Below are 12,711 nucleotides of genomic sequence, written 5' to 3'. Positions count from 1 at the left end.
GTGCAAATGTATAAAAATGTATCTTGAAGATTATCTTATTGTTAATATAACTTAAAAATAGGTAGTTTCTTATGTGCTGTTTCATAATAAGGTGTCTTTTGATACACCCAGTATAATTGCGCTTGTGGATTTTTAGCAAAGTCCTCCTCATTTTTAAGTTTTTCTTCAAATAGTTGTTTTACAGGTGGGTTTTCTTTTAAGAATCTTTCGGCAATATCTTCAAATACATATGAAGAATACCCTTCTTTTTGTTGTAAAACGGTATCGAAGAAGTTCCAGTTAAAAAACGAATCAGGCGCCTCAGCCTCTAAAGTTTCAATAATATAACGTATTCCTGTTTGATTTGTAGGAATGTATATATCTCCTTTAGAAAATGGAACTTGACTTTTAGTTTTAGCAATAGTGGTATTGTAATGCAAATAATGACCTTCGTATGCCTCTTTTCGAGTTTTAAAATCTTTGATGTGCTGTACTTCAACGGTTAAGATAGTATCTTTTTTAAAGCGAGTAAATTCAATCTTATTATCTTCTAAACGTTTAATAATCTTATGCCAACCTCGTTGTAAAATATAGGCTTTAGGTATAGTAATTTCTTGTGTTGGAGCGAAATTATTGTAGTATAAAATGTTTTTAATATAAGGCTTTGACCTGTTGTAAAATAAGCGTTTACCATTGGTAACTTTACTATCTATAAATGTACCTTCATATCCTTTGAATTCTAAAGAAGATGGATTGTTTTTATCAACTTCAAAAGCAATAGGATATGTTTTCTTATTAATGATTTCCTGTACAGCATTTTTACGTAAATCTTTAATGGCAGAACTATTCTCTTCTGAAAAATCTAAAGTAGAAAATAGTAGCTCATAAGTTTGTTCAACACGTATTTTATAAGGTTTAAGCATATGAGTTTCTACCATTAACCCTAAAGTATTGAACAGGGTAGTGTATCCTGTAGAGTATCTTGGAGAATCAAAAAACTGAGACCAACCGCTTTCAGGAGTGGTTCCCCATACATTTACATATGGAGTAATGATGATATCTTTTTTAGCTAGGGATTGTTCTATCCTTGGACGCATTTCTTTTTCAATAAACTCACCTAATTTTCCTCCTAACTTATTGTGTTGTGTAAAGAGGTGGGTAATAGCATATTGATAATCGGCGCCATTACTAACATGATTATCAATAAAAACATCTGGATTTATAGTATGAAATATTTCAGCAAAGGCAGCAGCATTTTTAGAGTCTTGTTTAATAAAATCACGATTTAAGTCATAGTTACGGGCATTTCCTCTAAAACCATACTCTTTTGGTCCATTTTGATTGGCTCTAGTATGTGAGTTTCTATTTAAAGCTCCACCAATATTGTATACGGGAATAACACAAATTAACGAGTTTTTATACTTGTTTTTTAGAGAATCATTTTGAGTAATATTTCGTAACAATAACATTGAAGCATCTATTCCGTCAGATTCTCCAGGATGAATTCCGTTGTTGATTAAAACTCTATTTTTTGAAGAGCTTTTAATTTGACTGATGTCTGTTTTTCCATCTGTATTAAAAACAGCTACGTGTAAGGGGTTGCCAATATCAGTAGTACCAATCTCAAACAAGGAAATTTCAGGATAAGTGTTAGCTAACTCTTCATAAAAAGAAATTACCTCTTTATAGGTAGGTGTTTCCGTACCGTTTGATGTTTCAAACAGTGTCGTGAAATCTTTTGTTTTCTTTGTTGAAGTTGGTTTGCAAGCAACAGTAATTATTAGCAATAGTACAACTAGCTTTTTCAATAGAATATGTTTAAAAGGTTAAATTCTAACAGCGTCTGGAACCAAACCAGTATAATCTCCTTCATTTCGAATTACATCACGCACGATAGAAGACGAAATATAACTCTTACCTGAAGAGGTAAGTAAGAAAACAGTTTCAATTTCAGAAAGTTTTCTGTTAGTATGTGCAATGGCTTTTTCGAACTCAAAATCGGCAGGATTTCGTAAACCTCTTAAAATAAATTGAGCCTCTTGCTCTTTACAGAAGTTTACGGTAAGTCCGCTATAAGTTAGTACCTTTATTTTAGGTTCATGCTTAAAAGTTTCTTCAATAAAACGCTTACGTTCTTCTAAAGAAAACATATATTTTTTATCCGCGTTTATACCAATAGCAATAATTAGTTCGTCAAATAGTGTAACACCACGCTCAATAATATCTACATGACCTAATGTAATTGGATCAAACGATCCGGGGAAAATTGCTCTTTTCATTGTAGTTTAATTATTTAACGCCATTTCAATAGCATTTCCAAACAATTCTGTTAATGAAATGCCTGCATGATTAGCTTGTTGTGGTAAAATACTAGCTTCTGTTAAGCCAGGAACAGTATTCATTTCTAAGAAATGAGGAACATCGTTTACTAAAATATATTCAGAACGTGAAAATCCCCTCATATTTAAAATTTCATATACACGTTTAGCAATCTCATTCACACTCTTTTCTTGCGATTCAGTTAAACGAGCAGGAGTGATTTCTTGCGACTCACCTTCATATTTAGCTTTATAATCAAAGAAATCGTTATCAGAAACAATTTCGGTAATTGGTAATACTGTGGTTTCTCCTTTGTACTGGATTACACCTACAGAAACTTCAGTTCCATCCAAAAAGCTTTCGATTAATATTTCAGAATCTTCCTCATATGCTTTTTCAATAGCAGGAATTAATTCTTCTTGTGTATATACTTTAGAGATTCCGAAGCTAGATCCCGCATTATTAGGTTTTACAAAACAAGGGAGTCCTACTTTTTCGATGATAGTATCGGTGTTAATTTTATCTCCTTTATTTAAATAGACAGAAATTGCAGCAGGAATTCCATATTCTTTTACTACGCTTAAGGTATCTCGTTTGTTAAAAGTCAATGCCATTTGATAGAATGGGGCAGAGGTATGTTTTAATCCGATAAGGTTAAAATAAGCTAAGATAACTCCGTTTTCACCCGGAGTACCATGAATCGCATTAAAAACAGCGTCAAAAGTGATCTTGATTCCTTCAATTTCAGCAGAAAAATCATGCTTATTAATAGGGTATTCTACTTCGTTATCATCAACTAAAACCCATTTGTCTTTTAAAATATGTACTCTATATGGATTGTATTTTTCTTTATTAAGATGTTTGTAAACTACATTACCACTTTTTAAAGATATTCCTACTTCAGAAGAATATCCTCCCATAATAATAGCGATGTTTTTTTTCACTTTAAACGTATTTCTATTGGTATTTTATCATTGTTTAATCAAAATCCGACTGTCGGATTATACAAACTTACCAAAAAAACTCGTTAAAGGCTTGTGGAATTTAAAATAGTAATATTTTTACTGTAAATTTGTGCCTCTTTACAAAAAACCGATATGAGTAATTTTTCAGAAAATCTTAAAGGATTATTTCAATTTATTAAAAGTAAAACATTTGTAAAAAATATTGGAATAGCAGTAGTTTTACTACTAGTTTTTGTATTTACTTTACAATGGTGGTTAGGAGTTACTACAAACCATAATCAAAAAATACAAGTACCTAACTTGCACAAAATGTCTTTAACGGAAGTAACGCAAAAATTAGATGAATTAAACCTAGATTTTGTAGTAGTTGATAGTGCTAATTATAATCCAGAGTACCCGAAAAAATCGATTATTGAACAGGATCCAGAAGCTGGAGATTTTGTAAAAGAAAAGCGTAAAATATACCTTACTTTGAATCCGTCTAAGTATCGTGATGTTGTAATACCAGATTTGAATGGACGTACAAGAAGACAAGCAACGACACATTTACGTTCTATAGGTTTTAAAGTAGGAAAAGATGTTACTTGGGTTCATGATATAGGAAAAGATGTTGTTCGTGGATTAAAGCATAACGGCAAGAAAATAGAACCAGGGACAAAATTACCAAAACAAACAACCATCGACTTGATTTTAGGAGATGGAAATGGATACTAATTTTTATTATTGATTGATGCAGGAAGATACGACTCCAGATTTTGAGAACGACGATTTATACGAACATCATCGGTTTGTAGCAACCGATGGTCAAGTACCTTTACGAGTAGATAAATTTTTAATGAATTTTATTGAAAATGCTACTCGAAATAAAATACAGCAAGCAGCGAAAGCAGGAAATGTTTTGGTAAACGATGTAGTAGTAAAACCAAACTACAAAGTAAAGCCTAAAGATGTGGTTAGAGTTGTGTTAGCATATCCGCCGCACGAAAATTTATTAGTTGCTGAAGATATTCCAATTGATATAGTGTATGAAGATGACGAGGTTATTGTAGTTAACAAACCAGCAGGTATGGTAGTACATCCAGGTCATGGAAATTATTCAGGAACTTTGGTAAATGGATTAATTCATCATATAGAAAACTTACCTAAAAATTCAAACGAACGCCCAGGTTTAGTACATCGTATCGATAAAGATACCAGTGGATTACTAGTAGTTGCCAAGACAGAATATGCGATGGCACATTTATCTAAGCAGTTTTTTGACCGTACAACTGAACGTTTATATTATGCCTTAGTTTGGGGAAATATAGAGGAAGATGAAGGTACTATTGAAGGAAATATAGGACGTAGCTTAAAAAATCGTTTGCAAATGGATGTTTTCCCAGAAGGAGACCACGGAAAACATGCGGTGACTCATTATAAAGTTATTGAACGATTAACGTATGTAACTTTAGTACAGTGTAAATTAGAAACAGGTAGAACACATCAAATTAGAGCCCACTTTAAGCACATTGGACATACCTTATTTAATGATGAGCGTTATGGAGGGAATACTATTTTAAAAGGAACCACATTTACTAAGTACAAACAGTTTGTAGACAATTGTTTTAAGGTATTACCAAGACAAGCATTGCATGCTAAAACGTTAGGATTTACCCATCCAACTACAGGGAAATTTTTAAAGTTTGATTCTGAAATTCCTGAAGATATTGAAGCTTGTTTAGCAAAATGGCGTACTTATTCTGAAAATTCCAAATTTGAAGAAGAGTAGAAAGGTTTCAGTATTTCTGAACTTTTATTTCTTTATCAAATAAGTTTACACCTCCTTTTACTCCAAAGTCTAAGGTTGTTACAGGGTAGGCAATAGAAATGTTTTCTTGTTCAAAACGTTTTTTAATGCGCATAATTACATCGTTCATGCCTCTACAGAAATCATCATTAGATTCAAAATTTACCCAATAGCGTAACATAAAATTATAGGTAGAACCACCAATATCAGTAAAATAAAAATCGATACCTTCTTCTGGAAGGTATTCTTTTATTTTTTGGACTTCATCCAAAGCAACAGTTTTAACGTGTTCTAAATTATCTCCATAAGACACTCCGCTTTTTAAGATAATACGTCGTTTACCCCAAGTAGAATAGTTTGTAAAGGTAGCATTGTAAATAATTTGATTGGGAACAAAAACTTCTTGACCAGGAACCGTTTTTATTTTGGTTGTTAGCCAACTTATCTCTAACACAACGCCATATTTCCCATCAATTTCTACCCAGTCTCCAACTTTATAAGGACGTTGTAAATCGACTAAAAGTCCAGAAAACATATTAGAAGCAATATCTTTTAAGGCAAAACCAGCGATGATTCCAATAACACCAGCCCCAGCCAATAATTTTTCAAAAGGTTTGTCTAAACCAAGTATATGAAGAGCTAATAGAACACCTGAAGTAACAAATAAAGCATAAAATAAAGAAGCTATAGTTTGTTCAATATTTAAATAGTTTTCTTTAAAAGCTCTTCTATAAATCCTAACACATATTTTTTTAGCAGTGTTAGCTATAAAAGCAAAAATAACGACAGTTATCAAGGCGAGTACAACTTTTGGTAAATGGTCTAAAATGTTTTGTTGAAACTCTTGCCAAAGATTTATAATGTTATCAGTCATTTTTTTCATAGCTTAATTTTTTGTTTCATTTTTCTTATATAACCATTCAATCATAAAGCAAAAGAGAATGATTCCTAGAGAGACAAATACACCAATTCGGTTGGATTGAAATTGTTGTTTTATTAAGATAACCAATGCTATAAGACATAAAATACACCCTAATAGAGGTATTATTTTATTAGAGTTTGTTTGATTTGAAAGCTTAAATCCTACGTAATTTACAATTCCAAATATGAGAATAAACCCAACACTTCCTGCGGTAGAAATACTTTCTAAATTTAAAATATTTACTAATACTAGCGTTGCTACCGAGGTAATTAATAGTCCGATAGGCTGACCCCAAAGTTTAGATAAGAAGTGATGAGGCAGCTCATCATCTTCAGCGATTTCATAGTTTACTTTGCTACCTCCGTATAAAGAAGCATTGATAGCGGAAAATGTGGAAATTAAGGCAGCAATGGTTATAATGGTAAAACCAAGTTGTCCAAGCATAGGTTTAGCAGCTTCTGCAAGTACATAATCTTGTGCTTTAGCAATTTGATTAAAAGGAAGTGAACCAACTGTAACCAAGGCTATAATTATATACAAGAAGATTACAAAAATGACCGAAATATAATAGGCTCTTGCAATATTTTTTTCTGGATTTAGAATATCAGGTGCTGCATTGGCAATTAGTTCAAAGCCTTCGTAGGCAACAAAAATAACCATTCCACCAGCAAATAATTTGATAGGATTTTCCCAATCGGAAACCGCTAACTGTGTTAAGTTTGGATTACCAATTAATCCGTAAGCACCAATCGCAATAAATCCAATAAGAATAATAAGTTTGATTATCACCGCATACGATTCTATTTTTCCAACAACAGCAATACTATAATAATTAATAGCAGTAGCTAGAAGAATAATAGCACTTGCATATATGTGGAAGTTAATGGTTTTATTCTGAGTAATATCCCATAGGTTAGGAGCGTAGGAACCAAAAGCAGAAGCATAGAGTGAAAGCATTACAATATAGCTTATCCATAAAAGATTACTGATTGCTCCACTAAAAATGGTTTTACCAAACCCTTGATTGATGAATTTTACAGTTCCGCCTCTGTCGGGAAATTTTTTGGAAAGATGTACATAGCTGTAAGAAGTAATTAAAGCGACTGTTCCAGCAAGTAGAAAAGCAATTGGAGTTCCACCCTTTGCAAGTAAAACAGCGAGACCTAAAACGGCGAAAATTCCACCGCCAACCATACCTCCAATACCTATAGATATAGCTTCTTTTAATCCAATTTTTTTAGACATATTAGTGACAGTTAGGTTGATCTAATAGTCACTAATATAACTATTTGTTTTTTAATCTGTTATTGTTAAATCTTATAAATGTCTTTCCGATTTATCAATTTCAAGGTCATTAATACTAGCAAATCTTTTTTTCATTAGCCCATTTTCGTCAAATTCCCAGTTTTCATTTCCATAAGCTCTAAACCATTTTCCTTCCTTTGTTCTGTACTCGTATTCAAATCTAACAGCTATTCGATTTTCTCCATGTGCCCAATATTCTTTTTTGAGCTTATAGTCTAGTTCGGTTTGCCATTTTTTAGAAAGAAATTGCACTATTTCTTCTCTACCATTTACAAATAAATTTCTGTTCCTCCATTCGCTATTTACAGTATATGCTAATGAAACCTTTTCAGGATCTTGAGAGTTCCAAGCATCTTCTGCTAGTTGAATTTTTTGTTTTGCAGTTTCTAAAGTGAATGGAGGTAATGGGTGTTTTTTTTCCATCTTATTATTAAATTAAATTGATTACAATCATTTTTGATTTCGTTACCATCTCGTCAGATTTAAATAATTGGCTTTCGATGATAGAACTTTCAAATAGTAAATAAACATGGGTAGCCAATAGTTCGTCATTTATCAATTCTCGAAAGAAATTTCTTAAATCGTTTTTATGCAATTGAATGACGTTTAAAATGTCCTTTTGTTCTTTTGATATTTCCGATAAGATATTCAGAAAGCTACAGCCTCTATAATTCTCTTTTTTATTCATATGTATTATAAAATCGAAAGCAAGAACTATTTTCTCTTTTGAATTCTTTGCTGTTGCCGTGAATTCTGATAATTGATTGAACCAAAAAGTATGTCTATTATTTAGGTATTCAAGACATAGTTTGTCTTTTGACTCAAAATGTTGATAAAAACTGGCTTTTGCGACCTTTGCTTCTTTTATAATTTGATTAATCCCAGTACTGTTATAGCCTTGTTGATGGAACAGGTGTGCTGTTGTTTCTAATATTCTTTCTTTTGGAGAACTCATACTCTTATTTTTTACAAAAGTACAGAATACAAAACAAACAGACAAGTCTGTCTTTTTGTTTTGTGATAAATTTTTTCATATAATGAGGTTATAGAAGAAGTAAAGCTATGATAAGCTATTTTAACATTAGCTACTTATAAAAAGAGACCTTCAAATTCTAATGTAAAAGGCTTTTTAATCATTTTTATAGTGATGGCTTTTTTCAATTTGAATTTTTTCCAGACAATAGATTCTGGATTGTCGTTTGAAAAATTTCCTTTAGTTATTTTCATTTTTTGTGACAGGAAGTTGATACTGTAATCAGTTGTTTCTCCGCTAGCTCTATGAGCTTCACTTGAATCATAACCAATTAATACAAAGTCATTGTTTTGAAAACGGAATTTATATTTGTGGTTAGACATCATCCAACTTCCAGCACTAAACCAGAATTTAAAGTTAATAGTTAGCACTCCTTTTTTATTGATATCAAAACCTTCAAAAGGTTCGTCCATTGTAGGAGAATCACAAAGAATAATAAAATCATAGGAAACTAACTTTTGTTCAAATATTCCTGACTTTGTACCAAAGTAAATTCCCAAAACTCTAGGGTTTAAATCAACGGATTCAAACCCTAGCCCATTATTTGTTTTAATGTTATTTTTATCAGTATTCTGAATAGCAAAAACAATATCCAAGATACCATCTTGGTTAAAATCTCCTGTTTTTGAATCTAATATTCTCTCCAATCATTAGGAATGATTTCTTCAAGAGTATTTCCTTTTTCTTTTAATACTGAAGGTATATGCTGTCCAAAGGAAAGGAATGATATTAAAAGTATGTTTATTATTATAAATTTCTTCATTTCATAAAATTAAGACCGAGGTATTATTCTTTCGAATTTAATTTTAGAGTTTATTAGTTATCAGAATAGCCATATAATTTTCCGTCTTATAAGTTAAGAGTAGGTGAGTAGGATTATATTTAGTAATCATAAAACTCTTTTAAAACAATACCTTTTTCTTTAGTTAAATTTTTTAACTCACTTAAAAGATAATATCTATGCATAAATCCACACAACACAACAAGCTTTTTCCCTTTGTTTTGCTCTGAAATTCGCATTATATTTTTTGCCATTGTTTGGTTTCTTAAATCCCAAAAATCAGAAGCTAACTGAAAACCGTCACGGTAGCTTATTTTTTCTCCATTTGGTTTGGTATGAAAATGAGAAGCAAATTCATCTCTTACACTGGTTATTTTAGGTAACATTTTATATTGATAATATTGTCTTTCGGCACAGATACTATCTGTTTTTGGATTGTTAAAGTTTTCTGGTGATTTAGAAGCTAATACGATTAGTGGTTCTATTAGAGCGTTATATTTATTATGAATTTCAGCTTCTGAGGGAGATAACAAATTGGCTTTATTTAAACTATCTAAGAGCTTTGTGGTTAACCCATCAGTAGGACGAGAGCCAATGTTTATTCTGTATTCGTTTCGTCCTTCAAATTCATAAGGTCTTAATTGAGTAGAAGGATATTTATTGATGTACTTTGTAGAAGCCATCCCTTCATTTTCGGTAGGAGTTTCTACAAATCTAAAATTGGTGTCGAAAGCTGCTGAATCTCTTTCATGTAAAATAAAATCGGGTTTTATATCTTCTAATATTTTAAAGAGAATTTCTGAATTAAAATTAGGCTCAGGCTTATGTAAAGTTCCAATAATAATTATTTCAGTAGGTTTTTCTGTTTTACAAGAAAGTAGTATTGTTAATGTTAGTATTAATAATGTAATTTTTTTCATTGCGTTAAATTGTTGTTATTGAGTTAAATATATTTTAATTTTCAACAAGTAATTTTTTTATTTCCAGTGCTAATTTATCAACATTGTTTTCTGAATTACCTGAGGAAATGTATTTGATAACTCCTTTTTTATCTATTACAAAACTTTTAGGAATTGCGCTTATTGTTTTCCATCTAGTGTTTGAACCTCAAAATAGCTTGCATTGCCCTTATAAAAAAACAAAACTTTATATGGTTCCCATTTAATCGGACAAATTTATTTATTTCGAATTTAGAGGCAATTTATTTTTCTTAAAATAATCTTCGAAGAAAATCATTTGGTACTTAATAGAGTTAGTCCAATATTCCCAGTTATGCCTGCCGGAGCGTTCTATATAATCGTGGGCAATATTTCTTTCTAATAATTTTTTATGTAGCCTTTGATTAGAATCGAAAAAGAAATCACCATAACCACAATCTATTATAAGCTTTAAGTTGCCATTCAGTAAATGAATGAGGTTAATTACAGTATTATTTTCCCATTGCTCTTTATTGTCAGCATACTTACCTAATCTTTTACTAAGATCCCAACCGTTTGGAAATGGGCGAATATCAACACAGCCACTCATGCTCCCTGCGGCTCCCCAAATATCTTGATGTTTAAATGATAAAAATAACGCTCCGTGACCTCCCATACTTAATCCGGTTATAGCTCTCCCTTCTTTGCTGGGAATAGTATTGTATTTCTTATCTATAGCAGTTATAAGCTCTTTAGAAATATAGGTTTCATATTTCATCTCGCTATTTATAGGGCTATCAATATACCAGCTTGTATAACCTCCATCAGGGCAAACAACGATCATATTATGCTTATCTGCAAGTTCTTTTAGAATGGGAACATTAATAATCCATCCTGAATAATCATCTGTGGCCCCATGAAGTAAATACAATACCGGAAATTTATCTTTCTGATTGTTTGTATAATTGTTTGGTAGTATTACAACATTTTTTACGGGTTTGTTCATTGATGAGCTTATAACCACTAAAGTATCTACTTTAGAAGCCACAAGGTTAAAACAATTACATAAAAAGATAAGACAAAGCAGTTTAGTTTTCATTTTAGATTATAATTGATTTTATTTTTTCTGAATTTTATACTACAAAAGTCCGAATGGTTTTGCGTTTATAAAATCCGAAACTTGCTATGTTTTGTCTGAGTATTTTATTTTATGGCGGTTTTTAAAGTAGTAGCGAATTTCTACTGATGAACCTTTCGGTTTGGCATTAACCTTGGTTTTATCACTTTAACCAACATTACTTATATACCTACCGTTTTAGCATGCTTTTTTACTCTGTTTGATTTACCCAATTTAGAAAATCTTGAAAAATATCATCCCAATGTTCTTCAAACTTTCCGCTTTTTATTTCTTTTCCAAATCCATGATCTAAATCAGGATAAACTTTGAATGTAAGATTGTTTTTTCGATGTCTTATAAATTCAATAGGGATTAAATAAGCCGATTCTAAAGCCACAGCTTGATCTTTAGTATCAATGGCAGCAAATATTGGTTTTTCTATTTGTAACAAATTTTGAAATGAAGGTTCGGAAAAGTGACTCCATCGATTATAGCTATTATTTTCTCCTTGCCAAAATTTATCAGAGGTATTTGAATTGGAGATGATATTTTTTCATTTGTAGCCAACAATCTCATATAACCGTCAGTTATTGGTTTATTTTTTTGTTTTTAGTGTTACCACTGTATTAGCAATTTCAAGAGGGTTTGGACATAGCCAAATCCGTTATAACCATTGTTATGTATTCTAGCGATATTTTTATTCGGCAAGTAATTTTTTTATTTCCAGTGCTAATTTATCAACATTGTCTTCTGAATTACCTGAGGAAATGTATTTGATAACTCCTTTTTTATCTATTACAAAACTTTTAGGAATTGAGCCCGTTGCATATTGATTCCATATTTTTTTCTTAGGGTCAATCCCAACATTAAAGAGAACTCCATACTTTTTCATTCTGTTCATTTTTTGCTGAACTTTTTCTTTACTCTCACCAATAGATATAGCTAACAAAATGAAGCTTTCATTTTTAAATGGTTCAAGGATTTTTTCGGGAAATTCACCAAATTCTATTAAGCAAGGTGCACACCAAGTTGCCCAATAATTAACCAGCACTACTTTACCTTTCAAATCTGAAAGTGTAATTTTTTTTCCATCTAGCATTTGGACTTCAAAATTGCTCGCATTGTCGTTAATGTTCAAATATAAATCCTCATTACCGTTGCTCATTTTAACAACTTCTTCGGCCTTTGAAGATTTATTATTTAAACGTTCTTCTCTTTCCTTTTCGGTAAGTACATCTATTTTCATAATAAACTCCCTATCTCCAATTCTGTCGCCAAACTTTTCTGCAAGCTTATCTCGTTCCTCCTCAGTAACTCCTTTATTCATGGATTTTAAGAGTCCTTTTTGAGCTAATTCAGTAAGCTTTTCTTTTGTTATAATTTCATTATTGGCAATAATGATGTACTCAGGTTTTTTAATGTTTTTTTCTTGTCCAAATAAGGAGAATCCAAAAAATATGAAGATTAAGATTATAATTTTTTTCATATGCATTATCTATATTGTTCTAAATTGTTACCAGCGGTTTTGTATAGTCGTAAGTTATAGGTTTTAAATTAATCGTTTAGTAATTACGTTGAATTTGCCAT

Annotated in this window: 15 protein-coding genes; 2 read left to right on the top strand and 13 right to left on the bottom strand. The window is 31.3% G+C overall.

Annotated features, from left to right (window positions below; all coding sequences use genetic code 11):
- Nucleotides 1–41 precede the first annotated feature (41 nt).
- The 3 genes from ACQY6M_RS03860 to ACQY6M_RS03850 are packed head-to-tail and all read right to left on the bottom strand — an operon-like array spanning nucleotide 42 to nucleotide 3,242.
- Nucleotides 42–1,787, bottom strand: coding sequence for a M14 family metallopeptidase (locus tag ACQY6M_RS03860; RefSeq protein WP_428740490.1), 1,746 nt, complete (start codon nucleotides 1,785–1,787; stop codon nucleotides 42–44).
- An 18-nt stretch (nucleotides 1,788–1,805) separates the two neighbouring features.
- The gene (gene coaD / locus ACQY6M_RS03855; RefSeq protein ID WP_428740489.1) at nucleotides 1,806–2,258 is read right to left on the bottom strand and encodes a pantetheine-phosphate adenylyltransferase; all 453 of its coding nucleotides are present in this window, start codon (nucleotides 2,256–2,258) and stop codon (nucleotides 1,806–1,808) included.
- 6 nt (nucleotides 2,259–2,264) lie between these two features.
- Nucleotides 2,265–3,242: a D-alanine--D-alanine ligase gene (locus tag ACQY6M_RS03850; protein WP_428740488.1), complete on the bottom strand. Its 978-nt coding sequence runs from the start codon at nucleotides 3,240–3,242 to the stop codon at nucleotides 2,265–2,267.
- Nucleotides 3,243–3,395: 153 nt separating this feature from the next.
- Here ACQY6M_RS03850 and ACQY6M_RS03845 point away from each other — a divergent pair, with 153 nt between their 5' ends.
- Complete coding sequence (locus tag ACQY6M_RS03845) at nucleotides 3,396–3,977, top strand: PASTA domain-containing protein (protein ID WP_428740487.1); 582 nt, start codon at nucleotides 3,396–3,398, stop codon at nucleotides 3,975–3,977.
- A 16-nt stretch (nucleotides 3,978–3,993) separates the two neighbouring features.
- Nucleotides 3,994–5,031 carry an RluA family pseudouridine synthase gene (locus tag ACQY6M_RS03840; RefSeq protein ID WP_428740486.1) on the top strand — a complete coding sequence of 346 codons (1,038 nt, stop codon included), beginning with the start codon at nucleotides 3,994–3,996 and terminating at the stop codon, nucleotides 5,029–5,031.
- A gap of 7 nt (nucleotides 5,032–5,038) precedes the next feature.
- Here ACQY6M_RS03840 and ACQY6M_RS03835 read toward each other — a convergent pair whose 3' ends face one another.
- The 10 genes from ACQY6M_RS03835 to ACQY6M_RS03790 form a co-directional block, all read right to left on the bottom strand.
- The gene (locus tag ACQY6M_RS03835) at nucleotides 5,039–5,932 is read right to left on the bottom strand and encodes a mechanosensitive ion channel family protein (RefSeq protein WP_428740485.1); all 894 of its coding nucleotides are present in this window, start codon (nucleotides 5,930–5,932) and stop codon (nucleotides 5,039–5,041) included.
- A gap of 3 nt (nucleotides 5,933–5,935) precedes the next feature.
- Entirely contained in the window at nucleotides 5,936–7,216 is a 1,281-nt protein-coding gene (locus tag ACQY6M_RS03830; protein ID WP_428740484.1) for an APC family permease, read from the bottom strand.
- 72 nt (nucleotides 7,217–7,288) lie between these two features.
- A complete protein-coding gene (locus ACQY6M_RS03825; protein ID WP_428740483.1) occupies nucleotides 7,289–7,699 on the bottom strand; it encodes a DUF1348 family protein in 411 nt (136 codons plus the stop codon).
- 7 nt (nucleotides 7,700–7,706) lie between these two features.
- Complete coding sequence (locus ACQY6M_RS03820; protein WP_428740482.1) at nucleotides 7,707–8,231, bottom strand: TetR/AcrR family transcriptional regulator; 525 nt, start codon at nucleotides 8,229–8,231, stop codon at nucleotides 7,707–7,709.
- A gap of 134 nt (nucleotides 8,232–8,365) precedes the next feature.
- Nucleotides 8,366–8,956, bottom strand: coding sequence for a hypothetical protein (locus ACQY6M_RS03815; protein ID WP_428740481.1), 591 nt, complete (start codon nucleotides 8,954–8,956; stop codon nucleotides 8,366–8,368).
- On the bottom strand, nucleotides 8,941–9,072 hold the full coding sequence (locus tag ACQY6M_RS03810) for a hypothetical protein (RefSeq protein ID WP_428744914.1): 132 nt from the start codon (nucleotides 9,070–9,072) through the stop codon (nucleotides 8,941–8,943). The genes ACQY6M_RS03815 and ACQY6M_RS03810 overlap by 16 nt, the downstream gene beginning before the upstream one ends.
- Nucleotides 9,073–9,191: 119 nt before the next feature.
- Nucleotides 9,192–10,010 carry a hypothetical protein gene (locus tag ACQY6M_RS03805; RefSeq protein WP_428744913.1) on the bottom strand — a complete coding sequence of 273 codons (819 nt, stop codon included), beginning with the start codon at nucleotides 10,008–10,010 and terminating at the stop codon, nucleotides 9,192–9,194.
- 259 nt (nucleotides 10,011–10,269) lie between these two features.
- Entirely contained in the window at nucleotides 10,270–11,013 is a 744-nt protein-coding gene (locus tag ACQY6M_RS03800) for an alpha/beta hydrolase (protein WP_428740479.1), read from the bottom strand.
- A 322-nt stretch (nucleotides 11,014–11,335) separates the two neighbouring features.
- On the bottom strand, nucleotides 11,336–11,668 hold the full coding sequence (locus tag ACQY6M_RS03795) for a dienelactone hydrolase family protein (protein ID WP_428740617.1): 333 nt from the start codon (nucleotides 11,666–11,668) through the stop codon (nucleotides 11,336–11,338).
- Nucleotides 11,669–11,821: 153 nt separating this feature from the next.
- Nucleotides 11,822–12,610, bottom strand: a complete 789-nt coding sequence (locus ACQY6M_RS03790; protein ID WP_428740478.1) for a TlpA family protein disulfide reductase — start codon at nucleotides 12,608–12,610, stop codon at nucleotides 11,822–11,824.
- Between the last annotated feature and the right edge of the window lie 101 nt (nucleotides 12,611–12,711).

This window comes from Tenacibaculum sp. (assembly GCF_050290165.1).
Lineage (GTDB): Bacteria > Bacteroidota > Bacteroidia > Flavobacteriales > Flavobacteriaceae > Polaribacter.
Note: the sequence above shows the minus strand (reverse complement) of the source record. Positions and strands in the feature narration are given on the sequence as shown.

Coding starts and splice junctions, on each gene's coding strand:
- ACQY6M_RS03800 (WP_428740479.1), bottom strand. CDS start 11,013: ATGAACAAACCCGTAAAAAATGTTGTAATACTACCAAACAATTATACA.
- coaD (WP_428740489.1), bottom strand. CDS start 2,258: ATGAAAAGAGCAATTTTCCCCGGATCGTTTGATCCAATTACATTAGGT.
- ACQY6M_RS03835 (WP_428740485.1), bottom strand. CDS start 5,932: ATGAAAAAAATGACTGATAACATTATAAATCTTTGGCAAGAGTTTCAA.
- ACQY6M_RS03805 (WP_428744913.1), bottom strand. CDS start 10,010: ATGAAAAAAATTACATTATTAATACTAACATTAACAATACTACTTTCT.
- ACQY6M_RS03810 (WP_428744914.1), bottom strand. CDS start 9,072: ATGAAGAAATTTATAATAATAAACATACTTTTAATATCATTCCTTTCC.
- ACQY6M_RS03825 (WP_428740483.1), bottom strand. CDS start 7,699: ATGGAAAAAAAACACCCATTACCTCCATTCACTTTAGAAACTGCAAAA.
- ACQY6M_RS03790 (WP_428740478.1), bottom strand. CDS start 12,610: ATGAAAAAAATTATAATCTTAATCTTCATATTTTTTGGATTCTCCTTA.
- ACQY6M_RS03840 (WP_428740486.1), top strand. CDS start 3,994: ATGCAGGAAGATACGACTCCAGATTTTGAGAACGACGATTTATACGAA.
- ACQY6M_RS03820 (WP_428740482.1), bottom strand. CDS start 8,231: ATGAGTTCTCCAAAAGAAAGAATATTAGAAACAACAGCACACCTGTTC.
- ACQY6M_RS03830 (WP_428740484.1), bottom strand. CDS start 7,216: ATGTCTAAAAAAATTGGATTAAAAGAAGCTATATCTATAGGTATTGGA.
- ACQY6M_RS03845 (WP_428740487.1), top strand. CDS start 3,396: ATGAGTAATTTTTCAGAAAATCTTAAAGGATTATTTCAATTTATTAAA.